Below are 18,086 nucleotides of genomic sequence, written 5' to 3'. Positions count from 1 at the left end.
AAATCTCCGGGATTAGTGTTCTATAGATTCGATATGTGCGATCAATTTGTTGGTCGCATTCAAAAGCTTTTTGCGCTGGAACAGAAGGTGCAGGCGACGCCCACCCAGCTGTCGCCATAGGGTTGCCGAGCGGATGCCGGCAAATAGCATGGAGCGAATTTGGTTGGCGATACGCTGCTGTTGCAGGTAATTGAAGTCACCCAGTACTTGAATCCGGAAGCGGAAGGTACCTAGCGTATCGCTGTAGATGCTGGCGAGGTTGGAAAATACATTCTCGTGAGTCAGCTCGAAGTGCTCTGCTTGAGTCTTGGCCTTATCCAATCGGCTGCCAATGATTGATAGCAGGTCATTATTCTTGCTGAGTTGTCGCTGCAGGTAGATCACCGAGAGGGCGTAGCGTAGACCGTCGGTATATTCCGGGTGTTGCCGGGTCTTTAGTATTTGCTGCGATACTTTTAAGCCGGGCAGCAGCTTGTCAGCACCGGCGAATATATCTTCAGTGCGATCAGGGTTTAGTTGGAAGAGGCTATATACCCCGGTTTCCAGCTGTTCCTGCGGTGCAGAGCCTGTTTTGGCCAGGCGCTCCACCAGTGTTGCGGATTGGAATATTCCTGCCAGTGCCAGTGCCTGATCCCGCCAGTTATTCAAAATTACTCCTTAATCTTTCTTGTATTTTTCCGGTACTGCGGCGCCAATTCCCGTGGCTTTCTCGATCACCGCACCACCTAGACAGGTTTCTCCATCGTACAGTACCAGAGATTGTCCCGGTGTGATTGCGCGTTGTGGCTCGTCGAACTCTACAACCAAATCGCCATTGTCCTGCAGGTGCACGGTGCAATCCTGATCTGGTTGGCGATAGCGGGTCTTGGCCTGGCAATGGAAGGTTTTGCCCGGTGCTGCGCCATTAATCCAGTGGGTTTGTGTTGCTTCCAGCCCCGTTGCATAAAGCAGGGGATGATGTGCACCCTGAGCCACAATCAAGACATTGCGCTCCAGGTTTTTTCCGACAACATACCAGGGCTGTTCGCCAGCACCTTTGACGCCACCAATACCGAGCCCCTGGCGCTGGCCAATGGTGTGGTACATCAGGCCCGCGTGACGCCCCATGGCTTCACCCTCTGGGGTTTCCATATCGCCGGGCTGGGCGGGCAGGTACTGCTCGAGGAAATCCTTGAAGCGGCGCTCGCCGATAAAGCAGATGCCGGTGCTGTCTTTCTTGTTGTGGGTGATAAAGCCGTTTTCTTCAGCGATACGGCGAACCTCGGGCTTCTCCAGCTCCCCTAAGGGAAAGAGCGAGCGGGCAAATTCGGCTTCTCCCACCGCGTGCAGGAAGTAGCTCTGGTCTTTGTTGCCGTCGAGGCCCTTCAATAAATAGGTGCGGCCATCGATATCGCGGCGACGGGTATAGTGCCCGGTGGCTATTGCATCGGCACCCAGCACTTCGGCGTACTCAAGAAAGACCTTAAATTTGATTTCCCGGTTACACAGGATGTCCGGGTTGGGAGTGCGCCCGGCTTTATACTCTGCCAGGAAGTACTCGAATACGTGATCCCAGTACTCCGCAGCAAAATTGGCGGTGTGCAACTTGATGCCCAACTTCTTACAAACTGCCTGGGCATCCGCCAGGTCCGCCTTGGCAGTACAGTATTCTGTGCCGTCGTCTTCATCCCAGTTTTTCATAAACAGGCCTTCCACTTGATAGCCCTGCTGGATCAGCAGGTGTGCGGCTACAGAGGAATCCACACCGCCGGACATACCGACGATGACGCGCTTTGGCTGTTTGTTGTGGGTGGAATCAGGCATAAGAAGGACAGTCACTACTTCACTGGTATGAAAGGGGGCGAATTTTACCTGCGAACGCCCCGTTTGACCAAGACCGCTTTGATCTTCCGTTATAGATTATCGCTTTCGGCGCGGTCGATTGCGGCTATTTGCCGGCTTTGTTCGGGGCTTGGGAGCGCTAAAAACCTCTTCCGTTCGATATTCGCCAGGCTTTAATACGTCGAGCTTCCAGCTGCCTATCGCCACCCGAATTAGCCGCAGGGTAGGGAAGCCTACCGCCGCAGTCATCCGCCTTACCTGGCGATTTCGCCCCTCGGAAATAGTCAGCTCCAGCCAGCTGGTTGGGATCGATTTGCGCTCGCGAATTGGCGGTGTGCGAGGCCAGGGCTCCATATCAGGCAGGCGCTTGGCCTTGGCAGGTGCGGTTCGGCCATCCTTCAGGTCGACCCCTTGCCTGAGCATATAAAGGGCATCATCAGTAATGTCACCCTCCACCTGGGCCCAATAGGTCTTGGGCATTTTCCGCTTGGGGTGACTGATTTGATGTTGTAGCGCTCCATCATCAGTCAGTAGTAGTAATCCTTCAGAATCGTAGTCCAGGCGGCCCGCCGCATAGAATCCCTTGTGCTGGATAAAGTTAGCCAAAGTGGCGCGATCCTGATCATCTGTAAATTGGCTTAATACGCCAAAAGGCTTGTTGAGGAGAATAATCTTTGCCATAAGAAAAATTGAGTATTGTAATCCAACTACAAAAATTAGCCGAGGCTGCTATAATCCCGCCGTTTTTCATCCCCGCCCTAAGGTCCCGGGGGAGCGGTGCAAGCAACGCTGGACCTAAAAAGTCATAGAATTTTGGGAGTTTACGCAATATGGGTCATATCCAAGTGCCGGCAGACGGCGAAAAAGTTACAGTCAATTCCGACGGTTCGCTGAATGTTCCGAATCGCCCGGTTATTCCTTTCATCGAGGGTGACGGCATCGGTGTGGATATCACCCCGGTAATGCGCAAGGTGATCGACGCGTCTGTAGAAAAAGCTTTCGGCGGCGAAAAGAAAATCGAGTGGATGGAAATCTACTGCGGTGAGAAAGCGGCAGAGACTTACGCTGGCGACTGGTTCCCGGCTGAAACTCTGGAAGCGATCAAAGACTACGTTGTTAGCATCAAAGGCCCCCTGACCACTCCAGTAGGCGGCGGCTTCCGTTCCCTGAACGTAGCCCTGCGTCAGGAGCTGGATCTGTACGTATGTCAGCGCCCGGTGCGCTGGTTCAGCGGTGTACCTTCTCCGGTTAAAGAGCCGAACAAGGTAGACATGGTTATCTTCCGTGAAAACTCCGAAGATATCTACGCTGGTATCGAGTGGAAAGCTGACACTGACGAAGCTAAGAAAGTTATCAAGTTCCTGCAGGACGAGATGGGTGTTAAGAAGATCCGTTTCCCTGAGAACTGTGGTATCGGTGTTAAGCCGGTTTCTGCAGAAGGTACCAAGCGTCTCGTGCGCAAGGCTATCCAGTACGCTGTGGACCAGGATCGCGATTCTGTAACCTTGGTACACAAAGGCAACATCATGAAGTTCACCGAAGGTGCCTTCGCTGATTGGGGTTACGAGCTGGCTCGCGACGAGTTTGGCGCTCAGCCGCTGGACGGCGGTCCTTGGCACAGCTTCAAGAACCCGAAGACTGGCAAGGAAATCGTTGTTAAGGACGTAATTGCTGACGCTATGCTGCAGCAGATCCTGCTGCGTCCGGCTGAGTACGACGTAATTGCTACCCTGAACCTGAACGGTGACTACCTGTCTGACGCACTGGCTGCACAGGTTGGTGGTATCGGTATCGCTCCGGGCGCAAACCTGTCCGACGACGTTGCCCTGTTTGAAGCAACCCACGGTACTGCGCCTAAGTACGCTGGCCAGGACAAGGTTAACCCGGGCTCCCTGATTCTTTCTGCTGAGATGATGCTGCGTCACCTGGGCTGGAACGAAGCTGCTGACCTGGTAATCAAAGGTATGGAAGGTGCTATCGAAGCCAAAACCGTAACCTACGATTTCGAGCGTCTGATGGACGGTGCTGAGCTGAAGTCCTGTTCTGCGTTTGGTGACGAAGTTATCAAGCACATGGCGTAAGCCGCACTCGTGAGGTCGGGTTTGCTTTAAGCTGGCCCGAACCCCATGAAAAAAGCCCTTCATTTTGGTGAAGGGCTTTTTTATTGTCTGTTTGCTGGGCTTGTTTAGCCGACAGCTTCCGCTTCCTTCTCCCTGGATTTTTCTGTGTGCACTGCATCGGAGTCAGCCGTGTTTGGCGTGGTCTCAGTGGTTAGTGCAGAAATGTTGGCAGCGTGGTAGCCCTTGTCTCCTCGAATGATATCGAAAGTGACTTGCTGGCCGGCCTTCAGGGTTCGGTAGCCTTCCATCTGAATTGCGGAATAGTGCGCGAACAGATCCTCCCCTCCCTCATCTGCAAGAATAAACCCATATCCCTTAGCGTTGTTGAACCACTTTACAGTACCGGTAGGCATAACGATTCCCTCTAATTGCCTGAGTGGCCCCTGGCCACCTTACAGAGTTTTTATATTTATTTGACCTGCTGGTTAGTCGGCTGCGATCCTATCTGCGACTAACGTTTGATGTAGCGGTCACTACCTCTTGTAGTCAACAGCTGGGGGATTGTCAAGGTTCCCCGCTGACCGCTGTGTCAAACGTCAAATAAGGTTACAATGTCACGTCATTGAAGGTTGCATTAGCTGCAATTTTCAGGCTCGATAGAATTCATTGATAATTGTTATGAGTACTTCGCTAATCATTAAACTAAGCTCCAGTGATTCCGATGGAGACAACCCTTACCTGGATGACTTCGATGGTGGGTTGGCCCTTGAGGAGGCGCCGCCGCAGCTGAAGCGGCCGCCGATGTACAAGGTCATTATGCTCAATGATGACTACACCCCCATGGATTTTGTTGTTGAAACTTTGGAGTTGTTTTTTTCAGTAAACCGGGAGCGCGCCACACAGTTGATGTTGCAGGTTCACACACGGGGAAAAGCAGTGTGCGGTGTCTATACTCGGGATATAGCGGAGACAAAGGCTGCACAGGTCAATCAGTTCGCTCAAGAGAATGAGCATCCCCTGTTGTGTGAAATTGAAGCGGACGAGAGCAAAGAGGATTGATTCTGACAAAAACTGCTTTGAACAAAGGGTCCCGTCACCTGAAGGGAATCAGCCAGGATATAAACGCCGGCGAAAGGTGCGCGCCTACCAGCGGAGTCGGCGGGAAATATTGGCGATTAGGGTTTGAGGTTTAGATGCTCAGCAAGGACTTAGAGGTAACGCTTAATTTAGCGTTCAAAGGTGCTCGGGCGAAACGGCATGAGTTCATGACCGTTGAGCACCTATTGCTGGCGCTCTTGGATAATGAATCCGCAGCAGATGTGCTACATGCTTGTGGAGCGGATTTAAGTGCATTGCGCCGTGAACTCTTGGAATTTGTAGATTCCACAACACCGTTAATTCCGGAGGCTGATACAGATCGTGAAACCCAGCCGACACTGGGCTTTCAGAGGGTTTTGCAGAGGGCTGTTTTTCATGTCCAATCATCCGGTAAGAAGGAAGTCACCGGGGCTAACGTTCTGGTTGCTATTTTCTGTGAGCAGGAGAGCCAGGCTGTTTACTACTTAAAGCAGCAGAGTGTTGCCCGGATAGATGTCGTCAATTACATCACTCACGGAATCTCCCGTGTTGGCTCCAGTGGCAATAATCACCATCACGGTTCCGACACCGCACCTGAACAGGTTGATGAGGAGATTAGTGGCGGCTCAGAGCCTGGTGGTTCCGATCCGCTGGAAAGCTATGCCACCAACCTCAATCAAGAGGCGATTCTTGGCCGTATTGACCCCCTTGTCGGTCGTGCTCCCGAAGTTGAGCGTGTCACCCAGGTTCTCGCCCGCCGCCGCAAGAACAATCCATTATTGGTGGGGGAGTCTGGTGTCGGTAAGACTGCAATAGCAGAGGGGTTGGCGCGACGAATTGTCGATGAGGACATCCCTGAGCCGTTAAAAGAAAGCACTATTTATTCACTGGATTTGGGCTCCCTGTTGGCAGGAACCAAATATCGTGGTGATTTCGAGAAACGGTTTAAGGCGCTGTTGGCCGAGCTCAAGAAGCGTGAGCACGCGGTGCTGTTTATCGATGAGATTCACACCATTATTGGAGCTGGCGCCGCTTCCGGGGGCGTTATGGATGCCTCTAATCTTCTCAAGCCTCTGCTTTCCAGCGGCCAGTTGCGTTGTATCGGTTCTACCACGTTTACTGAATATCGTGGCATCTTTGAGAAAGATCGCGCTCTTTCGCGTCGCTTCCAGAAGATTGACGTCAGTGAGCCCTCAGTGGAAGAAACCGTGCAGATCTTACAGGGACTCAGAAGTTGCTTTGAAGATCATCACAAGGTTCGTTTTACAGATGGGGCTCTGGATGCTGCGGCTCAGCTTTCTAGCCGCCACATCACTGAGCGATTTTTGCCGGATAAGGCTATCGATGTAATCGATGAGGCCGGGGCCTACCAATCCCTGCTGCCTGCTGAAGAGCGGAAAGAAATTATTGGGATTTGCGAGATTGAAATGGTGATCGCCAAAATGGCGAGAATACCCGCCAAGAGTGTGTCTGCTTCTGACAAGGAGCAGTTATCGCGCCTGGATGACAATCTCAAAATGGTGGTGTTTGGGCAGGACAGCGCGATTGATGCCCTGGGTACGGCGATTAAGCTGAGTCGCGCCGGTCTGGGTTCTGAAGAGAAGCCTATCGGCTCCTTCCTGTTTTCGGGCCCCACCGGAGTCGGTAAGACAGAGCTCTGCCGCCAGTTGGCGAAGGTAATGGGGATCGAACTGATTCGTTTCGATATGTCTGAGTATATGGAGCGCCATACGGTTTCCCGCCTGATCGGCGCGCCTCCTGGGTATGTTGGTTTTGACCAGGGTGGTTTACTGACAGACTCGGTTACCAAGCACCCTCACAGTGTTGTGCTGCTCGATGAAATTGAGAAAGCACACCCCGAAGTATTCAATCTGCTTTTACAGGTGATGGATCACGGTACCCTGACCGATAACAACGGCCGCAAAGCGGACTTCCGTAATGTCATCCTGATTATGACAACCAATGCGGGCGCTGAGGTGATGAGCCGTCGCTCAATCGGTTTCTCCCATCAAGATCACTCCACCGATGGAATGGAGGAGATCAAGAAGATGTTTACCCCGGAGTTCCGCAATCGCCTCGATAATATTATTCAATTCCGTTCTCTGCCTCTGGACGTAGTGAAGACGGTGGTGGATAAGTTTATCGTTGAGTTGCAGGCCCAGTTGGATGATTCCAAGGTGACACTGGTCGTTGATGATGAGGCTCGCGAGTGGCTGGCGGTGCGGGGTTATGACGAGAAGATGGGCGCGAGGCCTATGTCCCGCTTGATTCGTGACAAGCTGCGCAAGCCTTTGGCAGAAGCTGTGCTCTTCGGTGAGTTGGCAGAAGAGGGTGGGCGTGTTTGCGTCACCATTGAGGATGATGAGCTGGCGATTAAAATGGCGGTGCCCGCCTGAATTATTAGCTTCAGCCAAGCAATAAAAAAGCCACCGAGAGGTGGCTTTTTTATTTCAGGTCAAATTGCCTTGCGGAATTTGGCCTCTGAGCGAATTAGCGCGCGCGGTACGTAATGCGGCCTTTGCTCAGGTCGTATGGAGTCAGCTCCACTTTCACCTTGTCGCCGGTGAGAATGCGAATGTAGTTTTTACGCATCTTTCCAGAGATATGCGCAATTACCACGTGTCCATTTTCCAGCTTTACGCGGAAAGTGGTGTTCGGCAGGGTGTCGATCACCTCGCCTTCCATTTCAATATAATCGTCTTTTGCCATGCGGCAGCAACCTTACAATAACTTGATCAGACCTTTACCCCGGAGGCTCTTTGGCCTAGCCGCGGCTTGACGGGCGAGCATTTTGCACGAAAAGGCAAGATAGAGCAAAGGGAGAGTGTGTTGAACTAGAGCGATTTAAGGCTCCAGCGGTTTTCTTTTAGCATTTCGATGGGGCGAAACTGGCTTTTGTAGGCCATTTTGTGGCACTTCTCAATCCAGTACCCCAGGTAAAGATTAGATAGTCCCAAGCGCCGGGCCCATTCGATCTGGTAGAGGATGCAGTAACTGCCCAGGCTCCGTTTGTCCTCATCGGGATCGAAGAAAGTATAGATGGCCGATAAACCGGCAGTCAGGATATCTGTTACAGCCACTGCCACCAACTTGCCACGGGCTCTCAGCTCAATATAGCGAGTAGCCCCCCAAGCCTGGCTCAGGAAGCTGCGGTATTGTTCCCGGCTGGGAGGGTACATCTCCCCATCGGCGTGGCGCTGCTCGATATAACGGGCGTAGAGTTCGTAGTGCTCATCTGTATCGATGGATTCGATATGGAATATGTCCAGGTCCTTGTTGCGCTTCCAGCAGCGTCTCTGGTTGCGGTCGGGGACAAATAGGCTTACTGGCACACGAGCCGGTATACAGGCGCGACAGGTCGCGCACTGGGGGCGATAGAGGTAGGCACCACTCCGCCGGAACCCCAGTTCTGACAGGCGGTTGTACAGACGCTGATCCACCTCGGTTTGCGGATCGACAAACACCGTTGTTGCCTCCCGATCCGGCAGGTAACCGCAGGGGTGGGGCAGGGTGGCCAATAGGCGCACTGAATCCAACTGAGAGTATTTACCCATAAGTCCACGAAAGCTTCCAGGGCTGCGGGAAAGGCGGCTGCTTAACGCCGTCTGCCAGCAGTTGTTCGAAATCCTTACGACACATTTCCACTGCCCCAAGGCTGCTGAGATGAGGATTGCTCACCTGGCAGTCGATCAGCGGGCAGCCCCACAATTCTAATTGCCGAACGAGGTGGACAAAAGCGACTTTTGAAGCGTCTGTCTCCCGGTGAAACATCGACTCCCCAAAGAACACTCGCCCCAGCGCAATACCATAGAGTCCGCCAACGAGTTGACCGTCGCGCCAAACCTCCACTGAGTGGGCAAACCCCTGATGGTGCATATCGATATAGGCGTCGCACATCTCATCGGTGATCCATGTGCCGGTTTCATCCGCCCGGGGGGCACGGCAGGCCTCAATTACCTCGGGAAAGGCTTGGTCGAAGGTGACCGAAAAGGTTCCTCGACGCAATACTTTGCGCAAAGTGCGGCCAATACGAAAGTTTTGCGGGATAACCACGCAGCGAGGGGAGGGGCTCCACCACAAGATCGGCTGGTCATCTGAATACCAGGGAAAGACGCCCCTTTGATAGGCTTCAACCAGCCACTCGGGAGTCAGGTCTCCTCCGGCTGCCAGCAAGCCATTGGGGTCATCCAGTGCGAATTCAGTTGGGGGAAGTCTACAACGGTGTGGTCGAGCCACATCAGGCGGCTTTGGGTGTTCCCTGCCACGATCTGACTCCTGTCGGTAGGGGGGATACCGGGCAGAAAAGCTCTGCCCGGGGGTTTGACTTACTTCTCGGCGTCGAGGAAGCGCTCGGCGTCCAGGGCGGCCATACAGCCGGTACCCGCAGAAGTTACCGCCTGGCGGTAAATATGGTCGGATACGTCACCTGCGGCAAATACACCGGGAACAGAAGTCTGGGTGGCATTCCCATTCAGGCCGCTCTCTACAATGAGGTAACCACCATTCATTTCAAGCTGGCCTTCAAAGATACCGGTATTCGGTTTGTGACCGATAGCAATAAATACACCGGAAACGTCCAGCTCTGTAGTGGTGTCGTCCTGGGTGTTGCGCAGGCGCAACCCAGTTACACCGTTGTCGTCACCGAGTACTTCGTCCAGGGTGTTGTGCCAGCAGACATTGATATTGCCGTTTTCCACTTTATCCATCAGGCGGTCCTGAAGGATCTTTTCTGCGCGAAGCTCGTCGCGGCGGTGAATCAGGGTCACTTCACTGGCGATATTGGAGAGGTACAAGGCCTCTTCTACGGCGGTGTTGCCACCACCGACAACAGCAACTTTCTGGTCGCGATAGAAGAATCCGTCACAGGTCGCACAGGCGCTGACACCGCGCCCCTGGAAAGCTTCCTCGGAGGGTAGGCCCAGGTACTGAGCTGAGGCGCCAGTGGCGATAATCAGTGAGTCACAGGTGTAAGTTTCGTTGCCTTTCAAGGTGAAAGGACGCTGTTTCAGATCAACAGATTCGATGTGATCGAAGATGATTTCTGTCTCGAAGCGCTCTGCGTGCTGCTGCATTTGCACCATCAGGTCCGGACCTTGAAGCTCCGGAATACCGCCCGGCCAGTTCTCGACTTCAGTGGTGGTGGTCAGCTGCCCACCCTGTTGCATACCCGTGATAACAACCGGGTTCAGGTTTGCCCGTGCAGCGTAGATAGCCGCGGTGTAGCCGGCAGGGCCTGAGCCGAGGATGATCAGTCGATGATGGTTATTGCTCATGAAGTACTCTTTAAAACTCTCAATTTGCGAAGTTTACCCAATGGGCTGGGAGCCCATATGCCCGTCCATTTTTTGATCAGGCGAGACTATTAAATTGGGCGATATAATAGGCGATATTTACCATTCGGCGAAATAGTTTGCCTTAATTTGTTCGATTGATCGTACCTATTCAACTCTCTTTGACCTTGCTAGAGGTTTGGCTCAAATCGGAGTTTGCGCCAAAGCTGGCCGTAAGAGCTGGAAAAATGTAAAAAAGTTCCAATCTGGGGCAACTGCTGCTGGCTTTGCTAGGGGGAGAATGGGGTGTCACAAATTAGAATTACGGATTGTTAGATGTATTGAGTGTGTGAGCGTCATAGGGGCCAGTGACTTCGAGTAAGTGCCCAAACCTCGGTGGGTTGAGGATCGTTATGCGCTACAAAAGAAAGTTCATACCCTTAAACCTGAAGCGAGAGCAGTTGGGGCATCCTAAAACTTTTCTGACCCTTAGTGAGGAGGCCCAGGCTTTCGTAGCCGAAATTATCGACGATAGTTATTCGTTGCGTTTTTCCATTGATCTGGAGCCCGATGGCGATCACCGGGCGAGCTTACATGGCCCACCCCACCTGCTGGATCTATTTACCGCGCTTAACTTGCAAATACGCTGTGAAATTGTCTCTGATGGATATGGTGATACAGGAGGTGGGGCGGTTACTTGCGCGGGCGAGCCAGAAGAACTCGAGAAGTTTGCTATGGCGCTGGGCCTCAGCAATGGTTGTCGAGTTCTCGACTTGATGTGTGGAAGGGGAGTCCTGAGTAGCTACCTGCTTAAGTTTGCCAAAGCTCATGGGGTTATTATTCAATGTAGCTTGTGCGATTCCCACCCTTCGCAGCTTGAAAACCTTGACCCAAATATTCAATTGCTAGCTGCCGATATCACTATAGGTGACGGAAGAAACTTGCCATATCCCAGTGAATTATTTGATGCTGTGGCAATCAGAATGGGCCTGCACGAAGTGCCTTATAAAGATCAGCCCCTGGTTCTCCAGGAGTGTTATCGGGTTTTGAAGCCGGGAGGTCCGCTGTTGGTTTGGGACTTGATGCCGGCGTCTGCCGGGGTCCAAGATTTATTGTGTGCCCAAAAGCGAAAATTGTCAGCGCTGACACACCGTGAATCGTTGCTCTTGGATCGGTTCTTTTTGCGGGAAGACCAGTTGTTACAATTGCTCAGCGACGCAGGCTTTTCGCAAGCAGAGCGGGTATCCAGAACCTATTACCGGGATAGTACTCAAGACAAATTAAAAACAGAGTTGGGCGGGGATCAATACAAATTGGAAATTCTGAATAGTTACCTCCGCGAGAGAGTTACCCAGGCGATTATTGATGAGGTTTGCTGGGAGGATTCAGGGCAAGATATCTCGATGATGATTCCAAATTGCATCTATCGCACGTACAAACCGATAAATTTAGAAGAGAATACTGGCTAGGAAGCGCTCCAGGTTTTTCGATACTGCCGCCAAACAACAAAAAACTACTTGGTGTCAGGGATCGTAAGGCGCAATCTGAAAGCGTAGATTGTAAAATAGCCTGATTGAGTTGCTTTCTTCTGTAAGCAATACAGAATTTTGTCAGGCGGCATGGGGATTCAGGTCCCAGGTAGACACCGCCAAGTTCATGTGGACATAAAAAGTACAGCATTATTGAGGTAAGCCATTGAAGGCCGAAAGCGCAACTGAAAAAAGCCCTGCAGAGAGCAATGCATTGCCAGACTCATTGATCGCCCGACTCGTTCGCGAGGGGGCCCTGATCAGTTTGCTGGCTGGTGCCCTGTTGCTCGCCATTAGCCTGTTAAGCTTTAGCGCAGAAGATCCAGGCTGGTCGCAAACTGGCAGTACCCAACAAGTGCACAATGCCATTGGGCCAGCCGGTGCTTGGCTGGCAGATGTGTGTTTGTCTTTGCTCGGATGGATGGCTTACCTGTTCCCCTTGCTGATTGGTCTGCGGGCCTATCACATCCTTCGCGATCGCAATGCCCGCTTCCATTTGCCGCTATTTGCTTTGAGAGTTTTTGGCTTGCTGCTTGTTCTTGTCAGCGGGGCGGCAATGGCGACTCTTTGTTTTGATCCCGCAGAAAACCCTTTGCCGTTTACCAACGGGGGCATCATCGGCAGCGCGATGGCGTCTGCCCTGGGCTCTAGCCTCGGCTATGTAGGGGCAACTATTTTACTGCTGGCGATATTTGCTATCGGTGTCACTGTTTTTACGGGGTTGTCGTGGCTCAAATTGGCAGAGGCAATCGGAAAGAATGTGCTCGGCTTTTTTGCCTTGTTGGGCAGTTTCTATCAACGCTGGCGCCAAAAGCGCAATGAGCGGAGGGTGGCCAGAGAGGCGATCGTCGTGCGCAAGGCCGCTGTGGAGGAAGAGAAGCAGCGAGTTGCCAAACGAATTCCCCCGAAGATTGAGCCCGCTGCCCCCAAGCCGAAGCAGAGTCCTCGGGCAGCGAAGGAAAAACAGCGAGAGCTTTTCAAAAGTGGCCCGGTTACTGGAACCCTGCCGCCGCTGGGTCTTCTCGATCCAGCAGATCAAAACAAGAAGGCCGGTTTCTCCCGGGAATCCCTGGAAGCGCTGTCACGCCTGTTGGAACTTAAGCTGAAAGACTTCGGCGTTGTTGCCGAAGTGGTCTCTGTGCTGCCGGGGCCGGTAGTAACCCGCTTTGAAATTCAGCCTGCTCCCGGTGTAAAGGTGAGCAAGATTTCCAATCTGGCAAAAGACCTGGCGCGCTCACTGGCGGTGATCAGTGTGCGTGTGGTTGAGGTAATCCCAGGCAAGTCGGTTGTGGGTATCGAAATCCCTAACGAAAATCGACAGATGGTACGCCTCAGTGAAGTGTTGTCGGCAGATGTCTACGATAATGCCAAATCGCCGCTGACTCTGGCGCTCGGTCACGATATTTCCGGTCAGCCGGTGGTGGCCGATCTGGCCAAGATGCCTCACTTGCTGGTAGCGGGTACCACCGGTTCGGGTAAATCCGTGGGTATCAACGTTATGTTGTTGAGCCTGCTGTACAAATCCACGCCCGATGAGGTCCGCCTGATTCTGGTGGACCCAAAAATGCTGGAGCTCTCTGTGTACGAGGGCATTCCGCATTTGTTGACCCCGGTCATCACCGATATGAACGATGCCGCCAATGGTTTGCGTTGGTGTGTTGGAGAAATGGAGCGCCGCTACAAGTTGATGGCGGCAATGGGGGTGAGAAACCTCGCAGGCTTTAACCGCAAAGTGAAAGAGGCGGAAGAGGCCGGGGAGCCGCTGATCGATCCTATCTGGCAGCCAGATCCCGCCTCCAGCGTGCCGGAAGATGAACAAACCGCACCGGCCCTGAAAGCACTGCCTGCCATTGTTGTCGTGATTGATGAATTTGCCGACATGATGATGATCGTCGGTAAAAAGGTCGAACAGCTGATCGCGCGAATCGCACAAAAAGCCCGTGCAGCTGGGATCCACTTACTGCTTGCAACCCAGCGTCCGTCGGTGGATGTTATTACCGGCTTGATTAAAGCTAACGTACCTACTCGAATCGGTTTTCAGGTTTCGTCCAAGGTGGATTCCCGCACAATCCTCGATCAGGGCGGTGCGGAGCAGCTGCTCGGTCATGGTGACATGTTGTACTTACCGCCTGGAAGTGGTGTTCCCGTTCGTGTCCACGGCGCTTTTGTCGACGATCACGAAGTGCATAAAGTTGTCGCGGATTGGGGCCGTCGCGGTGAGCCTGATTATATCGATGGTATTGTCGACGATAGTAATAACAGTATCCCCGTGCCTGGATTACAGTCTGAAGGCGGTGAGGATGAAGACCCTGAAGCCGATGCGCTCTACGACGAAGCCGTAGCTTTCGTCACTAAATCTCGCAAGGCGTCAATTTCCTCTGTGCAGCGTCAGCTGCGGATTGGTTACAATCGCGCGGCTCGAATTATTGACGCCATGGAGGCTGCCGGGGTGATATCTGCGGCGGGCCACAACGGCAATCGAGAGGTGCTGGCACCGCCGCCAGCCTGATAGGAGTTTGGCCCTTGGAGCAGTGGCGGGTTAAGCCACTGTTCACTTAGTCGGGGTTAATCTTTATGGAAATCAATACGTTGGGACTCCACTATGAAAAGAATTCTGCAGGGTCTGCTGCTTTCAATCAGTGTTACCGCCAGCGCGGCCTGGGCTGATGCCACCGATGACCTGAGCGATTTACTCAAGCCGTTGGAAGCGATTTCGGGTAATTTCAAACAGACATTGATCGACGAGCGTGGTGAGGTCACACAAAAGAGCAATGGTAGCTTTTCTGTGCAGCGCCCGGGCAAATTGCGCTGGAAAACCGGTGAGCCTTATCCCCAGTTACTGGTGACAAACAACAAGACGCTTTGGCTGTACGATCCGGACCTGGAGCAGGTGACAGTTCGCCCAGTGGATGCTCGTATTAAGGATACCCCAGCCCTATTACTGGGGGGCAAAGTAGAGGAAATTCGAGGCTCGTTTAATGTGAGCCAGAAAGAAGGGGTTTATCACCTGACCCCCAAGAACCCCTCGGCCCCTTTTAAAGCCATGGAAATTCGATTTGCCAAAAATGGCTTGCCGTCGGCAATGACCGTGCGCGATGGTATGGGACAAACCACTGAAATTCAGTTCAGTGGTATGGAAGCGAACCCAAAACTATCCGCTTCTATATTTGATTTTAAGCCCCCGGCCGGTACTGACATTATTAAAGATGAGTGATCTGTTCGATACTCCCAAAACCCACCAACCCCTCGCGGCCCGTATGCGGCCGAATTCCCTGGCCCACTATGTGGGCCAGTCGCATTTATTGGGGGAGGGCAAACCTCTGCGGGAGGCCGTAGAGCGCGGCCAGCTGCACTCAATGATTTTGTGGGGCCCACCCGGTGTGGGTAAAACCACTTTTGCGCGGTTGCTAGCTGAAGAGTGCGATGCTCGATTTGCAACACTGTCTGCGGTACTCGCCGGAGTGAAAGATATTCGCCAGGCGGTGGCCGAAGCTGAGCAGCACCGGATACAGTCGGGCCGACACACTATTTTATTTGTCGATGAAGTGCATCGATTTAATAAGGCTCAGCAGGATGCCTTCCTTCCCTACGTGGAGGAGGGCACTGTGACTTTTGTCGGGGCGACTACGGAGAACCCGGCTTTTGAGTTGAACAATGCGCTCCTGTCCCGGTGTCGGGTCTATCTTTTGCGCAGTATTCCCGAAGAGGAGTTGTTGGGGTTGCTGCGCTACGCCCTGCAAACCGACCAGCAGTTGCGCGAGCGGAGCGTCAACATTCCCGAAGAAGTGTTGGGCAAGATTGCCCGGGCTGCCGATGGGGATGCCCGCAGTGCTTTGAACTTGCTGGAAGTGGCCTGCGATCTGGCCAAAGAGGCGGCCGGGCGACTGATTGTCGATGAAGACGTGCTCGCCGAGGTGCTCAGTGCCGATGTTCGCCGTTTTGATAAAGGCGGCGATTATTTTTACGATCAGATTTCCGCCATGCATAAATCAGTGCGGGGGTCTGACCCGGATGCGGCGCTCTACTGGTTTGTGCGGATGCTGGATGGAGGCTGCGATCCGTTATATATCGCTCGCCGTGTCGTGCGTATGGCCAGTGAAGATATCGGCAATGCGGACCCGAGGGCCTTGCAGTTGTCGCTGAATGCCTGGGATGTGCAGGAGCGTCTGGGGAGTCCCGAGGGCGAGCTGGCAATTGCCCAAGCCATTACTTACCTGGCGGTTGCGGCAAAAAGCAATGCAGTTTACTCCGCTTACAATCGTGCCGTGGCGGATGTTCGTCGCGAGCCCAGTTACGAAGTGCCAGTGCATTTGCGCAATGCCCCTACCAAACTGGCAAAAAGCCTGTCCCACGGTGCGGAGTATCGCTACGCCCACGACGAACCCGATGCTTTTGCTGCGGGAGAGAATTACTTCCCCGAAGAGATTGCCGAGCGGGAGTACTACCAGCCGGTTCCCCGAGGGCTGGAGTTAAAAATTTCAGAAAAATTGCAGACTCTGCGCCGACTAAATCGCGAGAGTGACAGGCAGCGTTACAGAAACTCTAAATAAATAGAAAGGAAACAGCTAAATGCAGTGGCTGGCAGTCGCCTTGGGCGGCGCACTTGGGGCAGTTCTTCGCCACCTGGTGAGTATCTGGAGCTTTCCGGTATTTGAGGGTCGGTTTCCGCTAGGAACCATCATTGTCAATTTAACAGGCTCTTTTTTGATCGGTATTGTTTATGTACTGATCGCTCACCGCGCCATGTTGGGGGAGGAATGGCGTCTACTGTTGATGACCGGCATGTTTGGCGCACTGACAACCTTTTCCACTTTCTCCCTCGAAAGCCTGATACTGTGGCACAATGGCCAGCCGCTGGTGGCCCTTGGCTATATTGTCGGCAGCCTTGTTGGTTGTTTGTTGGCCACCGCTGCTGCTGTCGCTTTGGCGACACGGTATTTTTAATTTAACTTCTCTGTTGTAGGAGCCTGATAACAGGCGAACTGGAAACGATGCTCGATCCCAAACTGATTCGCACGGATATGGACCAGGTGGCCGCTGCCCTGAAAAAGCGCGGTGTAGAACTGGATACTGCCAAACTTGAAGCCCTTGAAGAACGCCGCAAAGAATTGCAGGTGCGCACCGAGAGTTTGCAAAACGAGCGCAATAGCAAGTCGAAAAATATCGGCCGTGCCAAGGCGAATGGTGAAGATATTGCCCCGCTTTTGAAAGAAGTGGAGTCCCTCGGTGGTGAGTTGCAAGATGCCAAACATGCACTGACAGAATTGCAGGGAGAGCTGGATGCAATCTTGTCTGCGATTCCCAACTTGCCGGATGCCTCAGTGCCCGAAGGCGAGAGTGAAGACGATAATGTAGAGGTTCGCCGCTGGGGCCAGCCGCGTACTTTTGACTTTGAAGTTAAAGACCATGTAGACCTGGGCACACACCTTGGTGGCCTCGACTTCGAGATGGCAGTGAAGCTCACTGGCTCCCGCTTTGCGGTAATGAGCGGTGATGTTGCACGTCTGCATCGCGCGTTGGCACAGTTTATGCTGGATACTCACACCGAAGAGCATGGTTACCAAGAAACCAATGTGCCGGTTGTTGTGAATGCTGATTCCCTGTACGGCACTTCCCAGTTGCCTAAATTTGAGGAAGACCTGTTTAAGCTCGAGGATGATCGTGGTTTCTACCTGATCCCGACTGCGGAAGTGCCCCTCACCAATATGTATCGCGATCATATTGTTGAAGACAGTGCTAGCCTGCCGCATAAATTGGTTGCTCACACTACCTGCTTCCGCTCTGAAGCTGGCTCTCACGGCCGCGACACTCGGGGCATGATTCGCCAGCACCAGTTTGAAAAGGTAGAACTGGTTTGGGTGGCGCGCCCGGATCAGTCTGAAGAGGCACTGGAAACCCTGACGCAAAATGCGGAGACCATTTTGCAGAAGCTGAACCTGCCATACCGCACAGTGATTCTCTGCGGTGGCGATATCGGTTTCTCTGCTCGAAAGACATACGATATTGAAGTTTGGATTCCGTCCCAGGATAAGTACCGCGAGATATCCTCTTGCTCCCTGGTAGGTGACTTCCAGGCGCGCCGAATGAAGGCACGTTGGCGCAACCCGGAAACCAATAAGCCCGAATTGGTGCATACACTGAATGGCTCCGGCCTTGCCGTGGGTCGTACCCTCATCGCTGTTCTGGAAAATTACCAGCGCGAGGATGGCAGTATTGAGGTGCCGGAAGTATTGCGGCCCTATATGCGAGGCCAGGAAGTGATCTCAGCTTCCTGAGCGTAGCACTCCAAAAGGGCGAGCGTAGAGTTCGCCCTTTTTTGTTTGTAGTCA

At 53.1% G+C, this 18,086-nt stretch carries 17 protein-coding genes; 9 read left to right on the top strand and 8 right to left on the bottom strand.

Annotated elements, in window-relative coordinates; genetic code table 11:
* Positions 1–12 precede the first annotated feature (12 nt).
* The 3 genes from hflD to P0078_RS03435 all read right to left on the bottom strand — a co-directional run bounded on the left by hflD (position 13) and on the right by P0078_RS03435 (position 2,502).
* Positions 13–651 (bottom strand): high frequency lysogenization protein HflD, encoded by a 639-nt coding sequence (gene hflD, locus P0078_RS03445; protein ID WP_353057064.1) that lies wholly within the window; start codon positions 649–651, stop codon positions 13–15.
* Positions 652–657: 6 nt separating this feature from the next.
* Positions 658–1,803, bottom strand: a complete 1,146-nt coding sequence (mnmA, locus tag P0078_RS03440) for a tRNA 2-thiouridine(34) synthase MnmA (RefSeq protein WP_282933079.1) — start codon at positions 1,801–1,803, stop codon at positions 658–660.
* Between the two features lie 96 nt (positions 1,804–1,899).
* Entirely contained in the window at positions 1,900–2,502 is a 603-nt protein-coding gene (locus P0078_RS03435) for a pseudouridine synthase (RefSeq protein ID WP_282933078.1), read from the bottom strand.
* 149 nt (positions 2,503–2,651) lie between these two features.
* Between P0078_RS03435 and icd the strand changes: the two genes are divergently transcribed.
* Positions 2,652–3,902, top strand: coding sequence for an NADP-dependent isocitrate dehydrogenase (gene icd, locus P0078_RS03430; RefSeq protein WP_020415259.1), 1,251 nt, complete (start codon positions 2,652–2,654; stop codon positions 3,900–3,902).
* A 104-nt stretch (positions 3,903–4,006) separates the two neighbouring features.
* Here icd and cspD read toward each other — a convergent pair whose 3' ends face one another.
* Entirely contained in the window at positions 4,007–4,294 is a 288-nt protein-coding gene (gene cspD, locus P0078_RS03425) for a cold shock domain-containing protein CspD (RefSeq protein ID WP_282933077.1), read from the bottom strand.
* A gap of 265 nt (positions 4,295–4,559) precedes the next feature.
* On the opposite strand from cspD, the gene clpS reads away from it, so the two are divergent.
* Both clpS and clpA read left to right on the top strand, forming a co-directional pair.
* On the top strand, positions 4,560–4,940 hold the full coding sequence (gene clpS, locus P0078_RS03420; protein WP_282933076.1) for an ATP-dependent Clp protease adapter ClpS: 381 nt from the start codon (positions 4,560–4,562) through the stop codon (positions 4,938–4,940).
* Between the two features lie 134 nt (positions 4,941–5,074).
* Complete coding sequence (gene clpA, locus P0078_RS03415; RefSeq protein ID WP_282933075.1) at positions 5,075–7,354, top strand: ATP-dependent Clp protease ATP-binding subunit ClpA; 2,280 nt, start codon at positions 5,075–5,077, stop codon at positions 7,352–7,354.
* Between the two features lie 94 nt (positions 7,355–7,448).
* On the opposite strand, the gene infA is transcribed toward clpA, so the two are convergent.
* From infA to trxB, 4 genes are all read right to left on the bottom strand, one after another.
* Entirely contained in the window at positions 7,449–7,667 is a 219-nt protein-coding gene (gene infA, locus P0078_RS03410) for a translation initiation factor IF-1 (protein ID WP_010130378.1), read from the bottom strand.
* Positions 7,668–7,792: 125 nt separating this feature from the next.
* Positions 7,793–8,512, bottom strand: a complete 720-nt coding sequence (locus P0078_RS03405; RefSeq protein ID WP_282933074.1) for an arginyltransferase — start codon at positions 8,510–8,512, stop codon at positions 7,793–7,795.
* Positions 8,505–9,194 carry a leucyl/phenylalanyl-tRNA--protein transferase gene (gene aat / locus P0078_RS03400; RefSeq protein ID WP_282933073.1) on the bottom strand — a complete coding sequence of 230 codons (690 nt, stop codon included), beginning with the start codon at positions 9,192–9,194 and terminating at the stop codon, positions 8,505–8,507. The genes P0078_RS03405 and aat overlap by 8 nt, the downstream gene beginning before the upstream one ends.
* 89 nt (positions 9,195–9,283) lie before the next feature.
* On the bottom strand, positions 9,284–10,231 hold the full coding sequence (gene trxB, locus P0078_RS03395; RefSeq protein WP_282933072.1) for a thioredoxin-disulfide reductase: 948 nt from the start codon (positions 10,229–10,231) through the stop codon (positions 9,284–9,286).
* Between the two features lie 410 nt (positions 10,232–10,641).
* On the opposite strand from trxB, the gene P0078_RS03390 reads away from it, so the two are divergent.
* The 6 genes from P0078_RS03390 to serS all read left to right on the top strand — a co-directional run bounded on the left by P0078_RS03390 (position 10,642) and on the right by serS (position 18,032).
* The gene (locus P0078_RS03390; protein ID WP_282933071.1) at positions 10,642–11,697 is read left to right on the top strand and encodes a methyltransferase domain-containing protein; all 1,056 of its coding nucleotides are present in this window, start codon (positions 10,642–10,644) and stop codon (positions 11,695–11,697) included.
* A 226-nt stretch (positions 11,698–11,923) separates the two neighbouring features.
* Entirely contained in the window at positions 11,924–14,266 is a 2,343-nt protein-coding gene (locus tag P0078_RS03385; protein WP_282933070.1) for a DNA translocase FtsK, read from the top strand.
* Positions 14,267–14,359: 93 nt separating this feature from the next.
* Complete coding sequence (gene lolA / locus P0078_RS03380) at positions 14,360–14,971, top strand: outer membrane lipoprotein periplasmic chaperone LolA (protein WP_282933069.1); 612 nt, start codon at positions 14,360–14,362, stop codon at positions 14,969–14,971.
* Complete coding sequence (locus P0078_RS03375) at positions 14,964–16,307, top strand: replication-associated recombination protein A (protein ID WP_282933068.1); 1,344 nt, start codon at positions 14,964–14,966, stop codon at positions 16,305–16,307. The genes lolA and P0078_RS03375 overlap by 8 nt, the downstream gene beginning before the upstream one ends.
* Before the next feature lie 19 nt (positions 16,308–16,326).
* Positions 16,327–16,701 carry a fluoride efflux transporter CrcB gene (gene crcB / locus P0078_RS03370; protein WP_282933067.1) on the top strand — a complete coding sequence of 125 codons (375 nt, stop codon included), beginning with the start codon at positions 16,327–16,329 and terminating at the stop codon, positions 16,699–16,701.
* Positions 16,702–16,748: 47 nt separating this feature from the next.
* On the top strand, positions 16,749–18,032 hold the full coding sequence (gene serS / locus P0078_RS03365; protein WP_282933066.1) for a serine--tRNA ligase: 1,284 nt from the start codon (positions 16,749–16,751) through the stop codon (positions 18,030–18,032).
* Positions 18,033–18,086 lie beyond the last annotated feature (54 nt).

Origin of the sequence: Microbulbifer sp. VAAF005 (assembly GCF_030012985.1) — a bacterium.
Classification (GTDB): domain Bacteria; phylum Pseudomonadota; class Gammaproteobacteria; order Pseudomonadales; family Cellvibrionaceae; genus Microbulbifer.
Note: the sequence above shows the minus strand (reverse complement) of the source record. Positions and strands in the feature narration are given on the sequence as shown.

Bases quoted from the DNA above. Each gene is read 5' to 3' on its own strand.
- crcB (WP_282933067.1), top strand. From the start codon at position 16,327: ATGCAGTGGCTGGCAGTCGCCTTGGGCGGCGCACTTGGGGCAGTTCTT.
- serS (WP_282933066.1), top strand. From the start codon at position 16,749: ATGCTCGATCCCAAACTGATTCGCACGGATATGGACCAGGTGGCCGCT.
- trxB (WP_282933072.1), bottom strand. From the start codon at position 10,231: ATGAGCAATAACCATCATCGACTGATCATCCTCGGCTCAGGCCCTGCC.
- infA (WP_010130378.1), bottom strand. From the start codon at position 7,667: ATGGCAAAAGACGATTATATTGAAATGGAAGGCGAGGTGATCGACACC.
- icd (WP_020415259.1), top strand. From the start codon at position 2,652: ATGGGTCATATCCAAGTGCCGGCAGACGGCGAAAAAGTTACAGTCAAT.
- clpS (WP_282933076.1), top strand. From the start codon at position 4,560: ATGAGTACTTCGCTAATCATTAAACTAAGCTCCAGTGATTCCGATGGA.
- lolA (WP_282933069.1), top strand. From the start codon at position 14,360: ATGAAAAGAATTCTGCAGGGTCTGCTGCTTTCAATCAGTGTTACCGCC.
- P0078_RS03435 (WP_282933078.1), bottom strand. From the start codon at position 2,502: ATGGCAAAGATTATTCTCCTCAACAAGCCTTTTGGCGTATTAAGCCAA.
- P0078_RS03390 (WP_282933071.1), top strand. From the start codon at position 10,642: ATGCGCTACAAAAGAAAGTTCATACCCTTAAACCTGAAGCGAGAGCAG.
- mnmA (WP_282933079.1), bottom strand. From the start codon at position 1,803: ATGCCTGATTCCACCCACAACAAACAGCCAAAGCGCGTCATCGTCGGT.
- cspD (WP_282933077.1), bottom strand. From the start codon at position 4,294: ATGCCTACCGGTACTGTAAAGTGGTTCAACAACGCTAAGGGATATGGG.
- P0078_RS03405 (WP_282933074.1), bottom strand. From the start codon at position 8,512: ATGGGTAAATACTCTCAGTTGGATTCAGTGCGCCTATTGGCCACCCTG.
- P0078_RS03375 (WP_282933068.1), top strand. From the start codon at position 14,964: ATGAGTGATCTGTTCGATACTCCCAAAACCCACCAACCCCTCGCGGCC.
- clpA (WP_282933075.1), top strand. From the start codon at position 5,075: ATGCTCAGCAAGGACTTAGAGGTAACGCTTAATTTAGCGTTCAAAGGT.